This is a genomic window from Candidatus Manganitrophus noduliformans (assembly GCF_012184425.1).
Lineage (GTDB): Bacteria > Nitrospirota > Nitrospiria > SBBL01 > Manganitrophaceae > Manganitrophus > Manganitrophus noduliformans.
In genome coordinates this window covers 1,923,703-1,939,197 of sequence record NZ_VTOW01000001.1, presented here as the reverse complement: position 1 = coordinate 1,939,197, position 15,495 = coordinate 1,923,703, and the positions used below count along the sequence as shown (strand labels likewise).

Genomic DNA, 15,495 nt, shown 5'->3' with positions numbered 1-15,495 from the left:
AGAAAGATAACTAAACAGACCACTTTGAGAATCGTTGATGCCGCGCATGATGCCTCCTCCTTAGATCCTGCGCAAGTATACTCAATCAAACTCAACCTTAAAAGGACTTTTTCAGCACCCTGCTAGTGAGGTGCCTGATAACTTTTATGCATATTTGTTTATGGTCTAGCTCATCTCGAATAAGACGAACCGCCTCACGTAAGTTCTCTTTTGTAGCTGCTAAATTTCCAATCTCGGTGTTGAAGCTGCTCACTTGCTGTTTAGCTTCATCTGCAGCTTGCTGAACCTTCTCCTGGACAAACGTTTCAAAAGTTTTCAGGCGATTTGCAGCCTCGGATGAAAGTGGTTGCTGGCAGAGTACGCAGAATGCATCGGTGTTAGTATTCGGAAATGGCCACGCTGGATATGCTTCTCGTGTAGAAAACTCCCGAGCCGCTTCCCAAAGTTCCTTCCAGACATCAGACCCAACCTGAGGCAATGGCTCCCTTTTGAATGCCTCCGTCGCCGCGAACTGAGCCGCCGTCGTTTTTTCTTTTGCTACCGTGTGCAGCCGCCGCAACTCATCAATGGTTCCCGGCAGAAGAACTTTTTCCGATGCCCTTGCGACAGTAACCAGCGATTCCACTCTTTGCTTCAAGGTCTTTAGCCGTCGAATTTCTTTAGCAGGGTCGGTTGCCAAATCGTTTCTTAATGTTTCGAGTCGGATTTTGTCCTGCTCAGAAAGTTGACTGAGTTTTCGTACAGAATGTACTTGTGTAGAAGAACTAAGCGTTAGAATAATTTGATTGACTGCTGTCCCTGCGCGTGAGGCTGGATGCTTCCGAAAGCTGGGGATCTGTCCCTCCAACGATATTTTTTTATTTCTCAGCCGGGTGCTAACTTCTCTACAGCTGTCGGCAAGTAGTTGAAGCAATTGGAGTACGACTGGTGTGTATGCTAGCTCATTCTTTCCGTCGACATGTACTAAGGCACACCTAGAATCAAAAACGCTAACATGTGAAAGGTCGGGATGTGCAGCAGTTCCATCCTGCCATTTAATCTCTGGCTGAACTATACCGTTCAGAAAATATATTATCCGCGCGGTAGGCTTTCCTACAGAGGGAGAATATGCATTGGGAAGGATTGGTTCCTGATCTCGGGCACGGCAAGCACGCTTGAGCACCCGGCCATAGCCAGACTTCCCTGAACCGTTATCTCCGTAAATGATGGTCAGTCCTGTTTCCGAGAAGTTCAGCGTTTGGTCGCTCGCTAGAGCATTAACGTTCTGGACGTATCCAATCGACTTTAGCGCGATTGGACCGGAAGAAGTTACGCTCGCCGGAACATGAGCAGACTCTAACGGCTGGGCAATAAGTGGAGTTTGCCCTTGTTCAAGAAGACCGTGAGACTGGAGGCAAAGCGTGTGAAGTTCGTCAATATCTGTCTGCGACAGATTACATTGTAAGTAAAGGCGCCGCAATGCATCCCGCTGCCAAGTAGGTAGGGTTTCTGACCAAGTCACCAAATCCCTGAGGACTGCTCTTATAGGGTCGGCAGTTTCTTGGTCTGGGGTACTTGTGTTCTCATCTGTAGAAGTCATCCCGTTTGACATCTGAGGCTTGAAGTCTCCCCCGATAGCAACCTTGGCAGCAGCAAATCTCTAGTGTCACGAAGGTTAGTGGTTTGATTTGAAAGGATAGCGATTTGGGCATGAATAGGCACGAAGTGGCTTGTCGCGTCTCGGATGATCGGATCAGGTGGACATATCAACTCGATCCCTTGCATGTCTTCCTTAGTAACGGCCGCAAAGATCGCGCCATTACCCATCATGTCCTCTTTCTGGAAACGGTCTCGCAACTGTTCCCAGAGTAATGCTTGGTAATTATCTTTATGACGTATCGCCGAGAGACCCCGACCAATTATGATTCTTTTATCGGCGATATTCATGCGTCCAACAGGAGCGCGAACGCTGAAAAGAATATCACCAGCCTCGGCTACTCGCCCCTCTGCTGTACAGAAAAGCCGATTTGTCGGGAATCTGTCTCCAAAGTCACTTACGCCTTGGTGGAACGGTTGACCCTTACCAATGTCATTGTAAAATTCTGACTTTGGCGATTGTCCCATTGTGAGGCGACATACATCTTTAAGCCTCTTAACCTCCCATCCTTGGGGAATGGGGCCAATGGGAGAGGAAACAAGTTTCACTTTTTCGTGGCCGGGGAAGCGGAAGTGGACGAACCACTCGCGGTAGAGGGCGCGGGCCATCTCCTCCAAGATCCGGATGCGCCGCTGGTTGTTCTCGATCAACTCGTCATAGGCTGACAGGATGCCCGCGATTCGGCGTTGGATAGGAAGCGAGGGTACACTAACTTTCACTTCCGCAATCCTCGACGGTGACGTATGGCGAACCTTCGTGCCACTAGCAGAACCACGAATCTGCTGCCGGACAGGACGCGAGTTAAATAAGTAGTAAAGGAAGTACTTGTCTACCTTCGAGTCGTCACGGACCTGCACAAGGCCAAGCCGCTGGTTGTGGAGATAAAACCCGCTGCGGGGGATAATTGCGCTGCTCCCGAGAAGCCCTTCACCCTGCTCCGTCATCGCCACAATGAGGTCACCTTGATTCAAAACAAAATCTGGAGGAACAGGTCCGTCATACCATTTTTCTTTATCACTTTTATCCTTGAAGCCACCTTCCTCAAAGAAGTTGCCCGGAGTCAGAACCACGTGAGTCCCAGCACCGGAAAAATATTCTCCTTGGAAGGCATAGCCGTGCTTGATTTCAAGTAGGTCGCTGAGCTTGCACTCCTGCCAGACGGGTGACGACGTTTTTTCACGGGCCGGTTTGGGGGGAGCGCTCATGTATCGAGGATCTCCGAGACATTCTTCGCAATGGTCGCCTCAAAGGCGCGCGCCTGGGCGTTGAGGGTTTCAAGCTCCTCGTTCAGCGTTGCAAGCTTCTCCTTGAAATCTTCATCGCTGACCGATTCTCCGGGAGCGACCCCGACATAACGACCCGGATTGAGCGACCAACCCTGGGCCTCTATCTCTTTGAGCGTCGCCGATTTGCACAAACCGGGCACGTCGGAGAATTTCAGCTTTTTTCCGAAAACTTCTTTCAGCTTCGCTTCGGCTTCTTTCCCGCCGAAAGTAAAATCGGCTGCCTCGCCGCGATAGAGGCGGACAATGTTCGCGAGAAAGCTGATCTGCGCCTCCGTCCAATCGCGGTGGGCGCGGTCGATCTGCCGGTAGATGTGTCGGGCATCGATGAAGAGAACCGTATCGGCCCGCGGCGATTTCTTCTTCCCTCGATCAAGGAACCAGAGGGTGCAAGGAAGGGTGACGGTGTAGAACATGTTCGGACCGACGGCGACCATCACATCCACCGCGCGCGCTTCGATGAGTTTTCGGCGAAGCTCCTGCTCGGAGGCGCGGGCGTCGGAGGCGGAGTTGGCCATCACGAACCCGGCGCGGCCCTGCGGATTCAGCGCCGAATAGAAAAGCTGAATCCAGAGGTAGTTCGCGTTGTCGGTGCGCGGCAGGCCGAAGGGAAAGCGGCGTCCTGCGCCGACTTCATCTTTAATCCGCTCCTTGTCCACCGCATTGACGTTGAACGGCGGATTGGCGAGGACAAAATCGAAGCGGCCGGTCGCCGCGTGGGGATCGTCATAGTAGCTGTTGACGTTGCCGCCGTGCTTGATATCCCCCTCAAGTCCGTGAACCGCCAGGTTCATCCGGCAGAGCCGGCCGGTGTCGTCGGTCTTCTCGACGCCGTGAACGGCCAGCTCGGCGGCGGGGTTCTTCCGGTGTTCGGCGACGAACCGGGCGCTCTGGACGAACATGCCGCCGGAGCCGCACGCCGGATCGAGAATGCGGCCATGATAAGGCTCCAGAACTTCGACCAGGAGGCGGACGATGCTGGAAGGGGTGTAGAACTCGCCCCCTTTCTGGCCTTCGGTGCGGGCGAACTCGCCGAGGAAGTATTCGTAGATCCGGCCGAAAGCATCGTAGTCCAGGCTGGCAGGAATTTCGGAGACCCGCTTGAGCAGCTCTTTCAGCAAAGTGCTTCGGAAGAGCTGGTATGTCTTCGGCAGCACGCCGGCGAGCTTTGGATTGTGTTTCTCGATATCGGCCATCGCGTCGTTCACCGCCTTGCCAGCATCCATCCCTTCGGGCAGACTGAGAAGATGATTGAAGCGGGCATTCGGAGTGAGGTAGAGAACGTTCTCGGCGTCGTAAGCGGTGGGGTCGTCAAGCCGCGAGCCGCGGCGGGAGGAAGCGGCGCTCTTTTCTAATTCATGCCGCCGCTTTACAAAACGGACCTCGGCGAAGCGAAGAAAGATAAGACCGAGAACCGGTTGGGAATATTGCGCCGCGGTGAGGCCAGAGTTGGCCCGAAGTTGGTCGGCCGCAGCCCAGAGGCGCTTCTCCAGCGTGTCGGTGGCGGTGTCTTTCTCCGTCGGGGCAACCCAATGCATAGACAACCCCTTTCTGCGAATCATTAAACCGGGCAGTATTTCTCTTGGAAGGAATGCGCCATCCCGGAAAGCCGCCATATGAAGGCAGGCAAGCTGAATCGAAGGGAATGCCCTTGCCGGGAGGGGAATCCCCCGGAGTATACGTTTTTCTTAGGAAGAGATCAATACCGGAAAAGCCTGGGAGGGTGGATCAATCAGGAACCTCGGGGAGGTCTCGGACAGGTCCGGCCCGGCTTTTCTCCACCTCCCCCGACCCCATTGACATCCGTATTTCCTTTAGGTATGATCCCCCGGTCACTCAGGAGACGCCGGGATGCGGATTGCGATTGTGGGCGCCGGGAAAGGGGGGACCTCCCTTCTGGAAATCCTCTCGGAAGACCCTCTCATTAAAATCACCGGGGTTGCAGACCGGAAAAAAGCCGCCCCCGGCATCCGCCTCGCCAGGGCCCTCCGCATCCCGACCACGGCCGACTTCAAAACCTTACTCAAGAAAAAAAACGACATCATCATCAACGTCACCGGCTCTCCAAAGGTCGAGGCCGCGTTGCAAGCCTCAAAACGGGATGGAATTGAGATCCTCAGCGGCCGGTCGGCGAAACTGGCCTGGACCCTCATCGACGAGCGGCAAAAAAGCCAGCGGGAAGCGGAGCGGCTCCTCTCCGAATACCTCTCCCTCTACGATCTGAGCTTGAAGCTTTCCTCCATCGAGAACATCGCAAAGCTCTATACCACGGTGATCGACTACGCCGCCGAACTGACCCGCACTCCGGCCGGAAGCCTGGCGATGTTCGACGAGGAGCGCGGCGAGATGGTCCTGGTGGCGTCGAAGGGGTTCTCCAGAGAGTTCGCCCGTGTCCGGCGCTGGCGGGTTCGGAAAGGGGGGCTGACGACCTATATTCTGAATCAGAAGGGGGTCGTCGCCATCGAGAGCTTGAAAAAACTTCCCAAGTTCAATAACCCGGTCCTCCTGGAAGAAAAGGTCGAGGCGGTCGCGGCCATCCCCCTTTGGAACGAAGGAAAGATCTTGGGAATTCTCTATGTGAACGATTTCAAGCCGCACCTATTTTCCGAGAAAGAAACCTCTCTCCTCTCCCTCGTCTCGACCATCGCCGCCACCTCCATCGGAAAGGCCAAAATCCTGGAGATGACGCGGCTGATGGCGATCACCGATGAGCTCACCGGCCTCTTCAACCATCGCCACCTCTTGCAGCAGCTCTCCTCGGAGCTCTCCCGGACCCAGCGCTACGGCCGCGCCCTGACGCTGGCGATGCTCGACATCGACCACTTTAAACAGTACAACGACACGCACGGCCATCTGATGGGGAATGAAGTCCTCCGGACCTTGGGAGATCTGATCCGGAGGAATATCCGGGAGACCGACATCGCGGCCCGATACGGGGGGGAAGAGTTCTCGATCATTATGCCGGAGACGAATCGGACGAGAGGGAAGCTCATCGCGGAGCGGCTGAGGAAGGCGATCGCCGACTATCCGTTCAAGAACGGGAAAACGCAGCCGGGCGGCGCCCTCAACGTGAGCATCGGGCTCGCCACCTATCCGGAGAACGCCGCCTCGCCGCACGATCTGATCGAAGCGGCCGACCGCGCCCTCTATCGCGCCAAATCGACCGGCCGGAACCGGGTCTGCCTCTCGACAAAAGACGGGGGCCAGGGGTCGGGGGCCGGGGGCCGGGGAAAAACCAAATAAAAAAGGTCTTTACGAATCCCGTAAAGACCTCCTGTTTGAATCCTCTTTATTCTTTTCTCCGATCCCCGACCCCTGGCCCCCTTCTTTTAAAGGCTCAGATCGTGCGGCAGAAGAGTCGGATCGATTTTTCCGAGGGCGGTCAGGGAGAGATATTTCGAGTCGAAGAGAAGCTTGGCGAGCTGCTGGACCTGATCGAGAGAGACCCGGTTGATCTCGCGGACCACCTCTTCCAGGGAAAAATGCCGGCCGAAGTAAAGCTCATCCTTCGCCAGCTTGCTCATCCGGCTGCTGGTGCTCTCCATGCTGAGCATCAGGCTCCCCTTGATGTGGTTTTTCGCCTTCTCCAGCTCGACCGGATCGACCCCTTTCTCTTTGAGGCGCTTGAACTCTTTCAAGATCAGGCCGATCACCTTCGGCGCGTTTTTGGCGCCGGTCCCGGCGTACACCGTAAAGAGCCCCCCGTCCTGATAAGAAGAGGGATAGGAGTAGATGGAGTAAGCGAGGCCCCGCCGCTCCCGAACCTCTTGAAAAAGACGCGAGCTGACGCTTCCGCCCAGGATCGTATTGAGCACATAGAGCGCATACCGGTCGGGATGGCGGTGCGGCAGCCCCTGTGTCCCGATGCAGAGGTGGACCTGCTCTAAATTCCGCTTCTTCACCTGGAAATGGGGGCTCATCTGGGGCGCCAGCCTCGGATGGAGATCGACTTCTTTTGCGGAATACTTTCCGAAGGCCTTCTCCAGCGCCTTCATCAGCGGCGGGAGATCGAAGTGGCCGGCGACCGAGACGACGATTTGCTTCGGATCGTAGGCGCGCTTGAGAAAACGAAGGATCTTCTTGCGGGTCATGCCGGAGATCGTTTCGACCGTTCCGAGGATCGGCCGACCTAGGGTGTTTCCCTTCCAGATATCTTTCGTATAGAGATCATGGACCAGATCTTCCGGATCATCCTCCACCATTTTGATCTCTTCCATCACGACCTGCTTTTCCTTCTCGATCTCGCGCGGCTCAAAGGTGGAGTGATGGAAGTTGTCGGAGAGAATCTCGACCGCCTTGGAGAGATGGTCGTCGAGGACCTTGGCGTAGAAGGTCGTCGTCTCACGGGAGGTAAAAGCGTTTAACTCGCCGCCGATGGCATCGATCTCCCGGGCAATCTCTTTTGCGCTCCGCTTCTCCGTCCCTTTGAAGAACATATGCTCAAGGAAGTGGGAAATGCCGTGCTCGTGCGCCTCTTCGTCCCGGGAGCCGACATTCACCCACAGACCGATCGAGACCGACTTCACGGAGGCCATCTTTTCCGCGACAATCCGCATTCCGTTATCTAAAACGACTTTCCGAACCATAAGGAGATCCCTCGTTATCCGTTAAGGGTTAAACGTGGAACGGAAGGCCCTGAACCTTCCGTTCTTACGTTTAACGAATAACGATTCACATTTAACTTTCTTTCGCAGGGGGAGGAAGGGTCTCCTTGCGGGAGAGGCGGATCTTTCCCTGTCTGTCGACTTCCAGAACTTTCACCGTGATCTCATCCCCCTCTTTCACCTCATCGGTCACGCTCTTGACCCGATGATGCGCCAGCTGAGAGATGTGGACCAGGCCGTCGACCCCCCGCCGAAGCTCGACGATGGCGCCGAAATCCATGATCCGGGTGACCTTTCCGACATAGACGCGGCCGACTTCGACCTCTTCGACGATCATATTGACCATCTCGATCGCTTCTTTGGCCGCGGCGTCATCCATCGAGGCGATATGGATCGTCCCGTCGTCTTCGATATCGATCTTCACGCCGGTCTTCTCGATGATCCCACGGATGACTTTTCCGCCCGGTCCGATGACTTCGCGGACTTTGTCGGGCTTCACCTTCATCGTGACGATTCGCGGCGCATAGGTGGACAGCTCCGGCCGGGGCGCTGCAAGCGCTTCCAGCATTTTCCCTAAAATATGCTGCCGTCCTTGCCTCGCCTGTTCCAACGCCCGTTTCATGATCTCGATGGTCAACCCGCCGATCTTGATATCGAGCTGAAAGGCGGTGATCCCCTGCGCCGTTCCGGTGACCTTGAAATCCATATCCCCCAGATGATCTTCCAGTCCCAAGATATCGGAGAGGATCTGAACCCGTTTGCCCTCCAGGATCAGCCCCATCGCGATCCCCGCGACCGGACGGACGATCGGCACCCCGGCATCCATCAGGGCGAGGGTTCCGCCGCAGACGGTCGCCATGGAAGAGGAGCCGTTCGACTCCAGGACATCGGAGACGATCCGCAGGGTATAGGGAAAGGCCTCTTTGCTCGGGATGATCGGCTTCAACGCCCGCTCGGCCAAGGCCCCATGACCGATCTCGCGACGGCCGGGTCCCCGAAGCGGCCGGGCCTCGCCGACGGAGAAGGGGGGAAAGTTATAGTGAAGCATGAAGGTCTTCTTCCACTCCCCTTCCAGAGAGTCGATCCGCTGCTCGTCGTCGGAGGTTCCGAGGGTCACCACGGCCAAACTCTGGGTCTCGCCGCGGGTGAAAAGCGCCGACCCGTGTGTGCGGGGGAGAATCCCCACCTCGCAGGTGATCGGGCGGATATCGGCCGGCCCGCGGCCGTCGGCCCGGACCCCTTTGGTCAAAATCATCTCCCGGACCGCTTCCCGCTCCAGCTCGTGAAAGAGCGCTTTGATCTCCCGGGTTCGATCGACCTCGCCGGTATTGATCGACGCGATCTTCTCCTTGAGAATTTGATCGAGACGCTCCTGCCGTTCGGTCTTGTTCGAAATCAGGATCGCTTCTTGAATCGGCCCGACGAGGGTCTCCCTCAATTGTTTCTCAAACGCCTCGTCCCGATCGATCGCCACGGGGGAGCGCTTCTGCCTGCCGACCTTCGCTTGAAGCTCCTTCTGCAGTCCGATCAGCGTCTGGAGCGCTTGATGCCCGAAAGCGACCGCTTCCAAAACCGCCTCTTCGGGGAGCTCTTTGATCTCGCTTTCGACCATCATGACCGCCTCGGCGGTTCCTGCGAGAACGATGTTCATGTCGCTCTTCTCGATCTCCTCCAGGCTCGGCATGGCGACGAGTTTTCCGTCGATCCGGCCGACGCGGATCGCGCCGATCGGGCCGTTGAAGGGGATGTCCGAAATGGTCACCGCCGCGGACGCGCCGACCATCCCGAGAATCTCGGTCGAGGCGGAGAGATCGCTCGAGAGAACAGAGGCGATGATCTGGGTTTCAAAATACCAATGATCGGGGAAGAGCGGCCGCATCGGCCGGTCGATCAACCGGCTGGTCAATGTCTCTTTTTCGCTCAGCCTCCCTTCTCTTTTGAAAAATCCCCCCGGGATCCTTCCGGCGGCATACGCCCGCTCCTGATAGTCGACCGTGAGCGGAAGAAAATCGACATCTTTCGCTTGTTTGGAAGCGACGGCCGTGGCCAGGACGAGGCTGTCGCCATACTGGACAAGAACCGCTCCGTCCGCCTGCCGGGCCATCCGTCCCGTCTCCAGGACGAGCTTTTTCCCTGCAATCTCTGCTTCTACGCGATGAACCATACTCTGTGACTCCTCCACTAGGGCAGCAGGCCACAGAACTACAATGAAAAACCAAGAAAGAGAAGTAACGCGAGGCGCGCGGCGCCTCACTTCATCTCGCCTTATTGGCTCTTCATTGTATTTCTGTGCCGGCTGCGATACGTTATTTAGGCTGGACCTTCACACCGTGGAAGATCCACTGCATTGGCTGAGTTACTTTCTCAGCCCCAACTTCCCGATGATCGCTTGGTACCGGGCAAAATCGTTCTGCTTCAGATAATCGAGCAGCTTCCTCCGACGGCTGACCATGTTGATCAGGCCGCGCCGGGAGTGGTGATCTTTCTTGTGGGTCTGAAAATGCTCCGTCAAATAAGTAATCCGATTCGTCAGAAGGGCGATCTGAACCTCCGGCGAGCCGGTATCGTTCCCATGAATCGCATTTTCCTTGATGACACTTTGCTTCTTTTCCTTAACGAGCGGCACGTGATGTTCCTCCTTATTTGTTAGTATAATGAACTCCGGATCGATCCTTCCACCCCTGCGCCGACTTCCGGTTTGGAGAGGTCGGAAAGAACCGTTTCCGATTTAAAGAAAGACTGTCGATTTTCCCTCACCTCATCTTCATTCATAACGGCGCGGCCGATCGCTAAGAGACGGCCTTCCGGATCGAGAATGCGAAGCGGCTCTCCTTTTTTAAAAGAGGATCGATTCAAGACCCCCTCGGGGCCGATCGGCGCGCCATGCAGAACCTTCTCTCGGTAAGGCTCTTTCACCCAAACCGCGGGAAGATCCTTCAACACCTCGTTCAACGAGTAGACTTCCTTTTCCCAATCCCCCTCGGCGTACAGTTCGCAAAACCGGTTCAGCTCGACCGAATCGACGATGGGGAATTGACCGGCGCGGGTGCGGCGCAGCCGGAGGAGATGTCCCCCCACCCCCAACTTTTCGCCGATGTCGGCGCAGAGGGTCCGGATGTAGGTCCCCTTCGAGCAGACCACGCTGAAGGAGGCGTCCCTTCCCTCAAAACCGTTGAAACGGATCTCCCGGATCGAAACGGTCCGGGCCGTCCGTTCGACCACTTCTCCGGCGCGCGCCGAGCGATAAAGGGGGACCCCCTTCACCTTAATGGCGGAGTACATCGGCGGCATCTGCGCGTAGGTTCCGACGAACGATTCCGCCGTCTCGCGAACCTGCGCCGCCATCCCAGCGGGGATGTCGACCGTCTTGAGAACCTTGCCCGTGGCATCTTGCGTGTCGGTCTCCTCTCCGAGGCGGAGGACCGCATCATACTCCTTCTCGGCGTCCATCAGAAAAGGAACGACCTTCGTCCCCTTTCCGAAGCAGATCGGAAGCACCCCGGTCGCCTCCGGATCGAGGGTCCCCGCATGGCCGACCTTCTTGATCCGCAAGAGGCCGCGAATCTTCGCGACCACATCATGCGAGGTCCACCCGGCCGGTTTATCGATATTGAGAATCCCGTCTCTTATCATGATTTACGAAACCACCGCATAAATCGCTTCCTGCACGGAGGTGAGGACCCGCTCTTTCACCTTCTGCCAGGAACCGCCGAGGGTACATCCGGCCGCATACGTATGTCCCCCTCCTCCCCAGCGTTTCGCCAGGAGGGCAACATCGACCTTTCCCTGCGATCGGAAGCTGATTTTATATTGCTCAGGACCTGTCTCGCGAAAAAAGACAGCCACCTCGACCTTTTCGATCGAGCGGGGGTAGGTCACAAAATCCTCCGTATCTTCGAAGGTGGTCCCTGTTTTTCGAAGCTGTTCATCCGAAACATGGATCCATGCAATCCGCTCGTCTGCGCTGACCTCCATCTTCATCAGCACTTCAGCGAGCAATTTCAACCGCCCCGCCGTGTTCGCCTCAAAGAGGGCGGTGGCGATGCGGAACGGATCGGCCCCCTTCTCGATCATCTCCCCCGCGATCTGAAGCGCCCGGGAGGTGGTGTTGACGAATCGAAACGAGCCTGTCTCCGTAATGAGGGCGGTATAAATGCACGTGGCGATCGGAGGGGTGATGGGGGCCCCGATCGTTTTGAGCAGATCATAAATCATCTCCCCCGTCGCCATCGCCGTCGGCACCACCCAATTGATATTTCCAAATGAAGGATTGGTGATGTGGTGATCGATATTGATCACGGTGGGAATGGAGGTCGGGCGGGTATATCCGGTCCGCTCGAAGCTGCCGGAGTCGACCACAATGAGCGCGTCGGCTGTTTGTGTAATCGCTTTCTGCCGGGTGAAGAGCCCTTCATGGGGGAGAAAAAGAAGTTGCTGCGGAATCGGATCGCGGTTGACCACCTCCGCTTTTTTTCCCATGTCCCGGAGGGCCAGCGCCAGCGCCATGCCGGAACCGATGACATCTCCCTCGGGACTGACATGCCCCGTAATGACAAATGATTTCTTCTCCTGGAGAACCGAAATCACTTCAGCGAGGTTCATTCACTCTCCCAATGCGTACCGTCGTCAAGACAACCTCCCTCCGGAGGGTTTGGTATGCTCCTGCTTGATGCGTCACCGCTTTTCCTTCTCGATTCGGTCGAGAAGATCGAGGATGTGGGAAATCTTTTCGGTCGACTCGTCCGGCAAGAAGGCCACTTCCGGAACGCGCCGAATCTGCAGCCTTCTCGATAATTCCGCCCGAACGAAACCGGTCGCCTTCCGAAGCCCCATGAAGGCCTGCTTCGCATCCTGGTCCTTCTGGACCGTCACAAAAATTTTTGCATGCTTCAAATCATCGGAAACTTCAACGGAGGTGACGGTGACGAACCCGATCCGGGGGTCGCGGATCTTTGTCGTCAAGATGTCGGCCACCTCCATCTTGATTTGATCTCCGATTCGATTCGTTCTCTTGTACTCTTGCACGGCGAAAGACACCTCCGCCCCCCTCTCCAGCGAGAGACTTAAATCAGCTCTAGTTGATGATGAACGATCTGGACCTGCGGAAAGCTCGAGACAAACCCGACGACCTTATCCATCACCTCGTTTACGAAACTTCGATCGTTTGCGACCGTCGTCACACCGAGAATCGCCTTTTGCCAAAGATCCTGCTCGCCCACCTCCGCAACGGCCACATTGAACCGGTTCTTGATCTTCGTTTTAATGCTTTGCAGGACCTGCCGCTTTCCCTTCAGAGAGCCGTTCCGGGGAATGTACAGCTCGATGACGCAAATTCCGACGACCATTTTCGTATCAAGCGACGCCATCTCGCATTAAGCCGCTCGGCCGTAGACCGAGCCCTCCCTCATTACAGTTTTGCCGCAATCTTGTCGTGTGTGTAGACTTCGATCACGTCGCCGACTTTGATGTCGTTGAAATTCTCGATCCCGATACCGCACTCGTATCCGGCCTGGACCTCTTTGACGTCGTCTTTGAACCGGCGCAGCGAACCGATCTTCCCCTCGTAGACGACCGCGCCGTCCCGAATGACGCGGGCCCCGGCGCTGTTTCGGGAGATCAGGCCGCTGCTGACATGGCCTCCGGCGATCACCCCCTGCTTCGGAATCTGGAAGACCTGCCGGACCTCGACCCGTCCGAGCGTTCGCTCTTTCAAGGTCGGCTCCAACAAACCTTCCATGGCGGCCTTCACGTCGGCAATGGCGTCATAAATAATGGTGTAGAGACGGACATCGACATTCTCCCGCTCGGCCAAAATTTCCCCCTTCGTTTCCGGCCGGACGTTGAACCCGATCACAATCGCGTTCGATGCCGAGGCGAGGAGAATATCCGATTCGGTGATGCTCCCGACCCCGCGATGAATCACGCGAAGCTTCACCAACGGGGAGGTCAACTTCTCGAGCGACTCCTTGATTGCTTCCGCGGAGCCCTGGACGTCGGCCTTGACGATGATATTCAGCTCCTTGACCGTTCCTTCCTGAATCTCTTGATAGAGATCGTCGAGGGTGACGCGCCGCGTCTGGGAAAGCTCGGCGAGCCGCTGCCGGTGGGACCGGCCCTGGGCCACTTCTTTGGCGGTCCGCTCATCGGCCACGACCACAAAGGTATCCCCCGCCAAGGGAACGCCGTCCAAACCGATCACCTCCACCGGGGTGGAAGGTCCGGCCTGATCCACTTTTTTCCCTTTATCGCTGATCAGGGCGCGGACTTTTCCGAAATGGGCGCCGGTCACGAAAATATCACCCACTCGCAACGTCCCTTGCTGGACCAAGACGGTCGCGACCGGTCCGCGGCCGCGATCGAGTTTCGCTTCAACAATCGTCCCGAGCATCGGCCGGGTCGGATTCGCCTTGAGCTCAAGCACCTCGGCCTGAAGGAGGATCATCTCAAGCAATTCCTCCAGACCGATCTTCTTTTTCGCGGAGACCTCGGCAAAGATGGTCTTGCCCCCCCACGCCTCCGGAATCAGCTCGTACTCCGCGAGGGCGGTCTTCACCCGATCGGCATTCGCTTCCGGCTTGTCGATCTTGTTAATGGCGACGATAATGGGGACATTGGCCGCTTTGGCATGATTGATCGCCTCGACCGTCTGGGGCATCACCCCGTCGTCGGCCGCAACCACCAGGACAACGATATCGGTCACCTTGGCGCCGCGCGCCCGCATGGCGGTAAAGGCCTCGTGGCCCGGCGTGTCGAGGAAAGTGACCCGTTTTTCGCCGACGGTGACCGTGTAGGCGCCGATATGCTGCGTGATGCCCCCCGCTTCCCCTTCCGTCACCTTCGTCTGCCGGATGGAGTCGAGCAGCGAGGTCTTCCCATGATCGACATGCCCCATGATCGTGATCACCGGAGAACGCGGCAGCAGGTCGTTCGGATCGTCCGGCATCGACGGGCTGAGGATTTCCTCCTCGGTCTTCTCCGAAACCAATTCGGCCTTGACCCCGAATTCCTCCGCAATCAGCGACGCCTCATCGAGCAAGATCGGATGGTTGATCGTCGCCATCTTTCCCATCGACATCAATTTGGAAATAATGGAGGGAACCTTTTGTCCGATCAGCTCGGAGAACTCTTTTACTGTCATTCCTTCGTAAAGCTTGACCACTTTCCTCCGCGGCTTGGTGATATCGGTTGAGACCGCCGGCCCCCTTCGGAGCCCCCTTCGGTCTTCTTTGCGATGGATCGGCTTGAAGTCTTGCCACTTCCTCGCCTCGACCGGGACCTCGGCGATCGCTTCGGGCTCTTCGACAACAACATCCGAATCCCAGCGCTTTTTCGGTCGTTTTGCTTTCTCCTTGAACTTGGAGGCAAAATCTTTCTTCAATTCGGGGCGAAGCTCGATTTTCCCCTTCTTCTTATCTTTATCGGTTTTCTTCTCAGCCGCCTCTTTGGCTCCGCCCGGCGAGGGAACCACCTTGAGGACGCCGGGGGTCGGCGCAGGCTCCGCGGCGGGAGAAACCGGTTTGACCTCTTCGACCGGGGGGGAAACCACATCCGAAGGGGCCGATGTCGCTGCCGCTGCGGGAGCGATCGGCTCCATGGTTGGGCTGAGCGGCGCCTCTGTCTCCGGAGTCTCTACGACCGGCGCTTCCGGCTGGACCGCCACAGGAGGAGGGGCCATCTCTTCCGGCGTCGGCTTTCTCTTAATAAGGACGCGTGATTTCTTTTCGACGACGGGCGGGGGAGGAGGGGCCGCTTTGACAGACTTCGTCCCCTTCGACGTGGTCTTCGTCATCGTCGATTTCTCCATCCCTTTCATGACCGCTTGGATGTCGCTTTCCTCCAAGGCGCTCATATGATTGCTCGCCTTGATTCCCATCCTTTTCAGGAGCGCCATCATCTCCTTGGTCGGGATGCCGATTTTTTTTGCAATCTCAAAAACTCTCATCGTCTACCTTCTTTCTCTGGAAAAGAGATT

Annotated in this window: 12 protein-coding genes; 1 reads left to right on the top strand and 11 read right to left on the bottom strand. The window is 56.7% G+C overall.

Annotation, left to right across the window (positions count from 1 at the left end):
* Nucleotides 1-97: 97 nt before the first annotated feature.
* The 3 genes from MNODULE_RS09275 to MNODULE_RS09265 are packed head-to-tail and all read right to left on the bottom strand — an operon-like array spanning nucleotide 98 to nucleotide 4,457.
* Nucleotides 98-1,591, bottom strand: a complete 1,494-nt coding sequence (locus tag MNODULE_RS09275; protein WP_168059143.1) for an ATP-binding protein — start codon at nucleotides 1,589-1,591, stop codon at nucleotides 98-100.
* Nucleotides 1,576-2,841, bottom strand: a complete 1,266-nt coding sequence (locus MNODULE_RS09270; protein WP_168059142.1) for a restriction endonuclease subunit S — start codon at nucleotides 2,839-2,841, stop codon at nucleotides 1,576-1,578. Before MNODULE_RS09270 ends, MNODULE_RS09275 begins: the two co-directional genes overlap by 16 nt.
* Complete coding sequence (locus tag MNODULE_RS09265; RefSeq protein WP_168059141.1) at nucleotides 2,838-4,457, bottom strand: class I SAM-dependent DNA methyltransferase; 1,620 nt, start codon at nucleotides 4,455-4,457, stop codon at nucleotides 2,838-2,840. The genes MNODULE_RS09270 and MNODULE_RS09265 overlap by 4 nt, the downstream gene beginning before the upstream one ends.
* Nucleotides 4,458-4,770: 313 nt before the next feature.
* On the opposite strand from MNODULE_RS09265, the gene MNODULE_RS09260 reads away from it, so the two are divergent.
* Nucleotides 4,771-6,162 (top strand): diguanylate cyclase, encoded by a 1,392-nt coding sequence (locus MNODULE_RS09260; RefSeq protein WP_168059140.1) that lies wholly within the window; start codon nucleotides 4,771-4,773, stop codon nucleotides 6,160-6,162.
* Nucleotides 6,163-6,248: 86 nt separating this feature from the next.
* On the opposite strand, the gene MNODULE_RS09255 is transcribed toward MNODULE_RS09260, so the two are convergent.
* The 8 genes from MNODULE_RS09255 to infB all read right to left on the bottom strand — a co-directional run bounded on the left by MNODULE_RS09255 (nucleotide 6,249) and on the right by infB (nucleotide 15,465).
* Nucleotides 6,249-7,505: a M16 family metallopeptidase gene (locus tag MNODULE_RS09255; protein WP_168059139.1), complete on the bottom strand. Its 1,257-nt coding sequence runs from the start codon at nucleotides 7,503-7,505 to the stop codon at nucleotides 6,249-6,251.
* Nucleotides 7,506-7,596: 91 nt separating this feature from the next.
* Nucleotides 7,597-9,687, bottom strand: a complete 2,091-nt coding sequence (pnp, locus tag MNODULE_RS09250; RefSeq protein WP_168059138.1) for a polyribonucleotide nucleotidyltransferase — start codon at nucleotides 9,685-9,687, stop codon at nucleotides 7,597-7,599.
* 192 nt (nucleotides 9,688-9,879) lie between these two features.
* The gene (gene rpsO / locus MNODULE_RS09245; RefSeq protein ID WP_168059137.1) at nucleotides 9,880-10,149 is read right to left on the bottom strand and encodes a 30S ribosomal protein S15; all 270 of its coding nucleotides are present in this window, start codon (nucleotides 10,147-10,149) and stop codon (nucleotides 9,880-9,882) included.
* 20 nt (nucleotides 10,150-10,169) lie between these two features.
* Nucleotides 10,170-11,156 (bottom strand): tRNA pseudouridine(55) synthase TruB, encoded by a 987-nt coding sequence (gene truB / locus MNODULE_RS09240; RefSeq protein WP_168059136.1) that lies wholly within the window; start codon nucleotides 11,154-11,156, stop codon nucleotides 10,170-10,172.
* A 3-nt stretch (nucleotides 11,157-11,159) separates the two neighbouring features.
* Entirely contained in the window at nucleotides 11,160-12,125 is a 966-nt protein-coding gene (locus MNODULE_RS09235; RefSeq protein WP_168059135.1) for a DHH family phosphoesterase, read from the bottom strand.
* A gap of 72 nt (nucleotides 12,126-12,197) precedes the next feature.
* Nucleotides 12,198-12,560, bottom strand: a complete 363-nt coding sequence (gene rbfA, locus MNODULE_RS09230; RefSeq protein WP_168059134.1) for a 30S ribosome-binding factor RbfA — start codon at nucleotides 12,558-12,560, stop codon at nucleotides 12,198-12,200.
* A gap of 26 nt (nucleotides 12,561-12,586) precedes the next feature.
* A complete protein-coding gene (locus tag MNODULE_RS09225; protein WP_238339256.1) occupies nucleotides 12,587-12,889 on the bottom strand; it encodes a DUF503 domain-containing protein in 303 nt (100 codons plus the stop codon).
* A 41-nt stretch (nucleotides 12,890-12,930) separates the two neighbouring features.
* Nucleotides 12,931-15,465: a translation initiation factor IF-2 gene (infB, locus tag MNODULE_RS09220; protein ID WP_168059133.1), complete on the bottom strand. Its 2,535-nt coding sequence runs from the start codon at nucleotides 15,463-15,465 to the stop codon at nucleotides 12,931-12,933.
* Nucleotides 15,466-15,495: the final 30 nt, after the last annotated feature.

Excerpts from the sequence above, each read along its gene's own strand:
- pnp (WP_168059138.1), bottom strand. The coding sequence starts at position 9,687 with ATGGTTCATCGCGTAGAAGCAGAGATTGCAGGGAAAAAGCTCGTCCTG.
- MNODULE_RS09275 (WP_168059143.1), bottom strand. The coding sequence starts at position 1,591 with ATGTCAAACGGGATGACTTCTACAGATGAGAACACAAGTACCCCAGAC.
- MNODULE_RS09255 (WP_168059139.1), bottom strand. The coding sequence starts at position 7,505 with ATGGTTCGGAAAGTCGTTTTAGATAACGGAATGCGGATTGTCGCGGAA.
- truB (WP_168059136.1), bottom strand. The coding sequence starts at position 11,156 with ATGATAAGAGACGGGATTCTCAATATCGATAAACCGGCCGGGTGGACC.
- MNODULE_RS09270 (WP_168059142.1), bottom strand. The coding sequence starts at position 2,841 with ATGAGCGCTCCCCCCAAACCGGCCCGTGAAAAAACGTCGTCACCCGTC.
- infB (WP_168059133.1), bottom strand. The coding sequence starts at position 15,465 with ATGAGAGTTTTTGAGATTGCAAAAAAAATCGGCATCCCGACCAAGGAG.
- MNODULE_RS09225 (WP_238339256.1), bottom strand. The coding sequence starts at position 12,889 with ATGGCGTCGCTTGATACGAAAATGGTCGTCGGAATTTGCGTCATCGAG.
- MNODULE_RS09260 (WP_168059140.1), top strand. The coding sequence starts at position 4,771 with ATGCGGATTGCGATTGTGGGCGCCGGGAAAGGGGGGACCTCCCTTCTG.
- MNODULE_RS09235 (WP_168059135.1), bottom strand. The coding sequence starts at position 12,125 with ATGAACCTCGCTGAAGTGATTTCGGTTCTCCAGGAGAAGAAATCATTT.
- MNODULE_RS09265 (WP_168059141.1), bottom strand. The coding sequence starts at position 4,457 with ATGCATTGGGTTGCCCCGACGGAGAAAGACACCGCCACCGACACGCTG.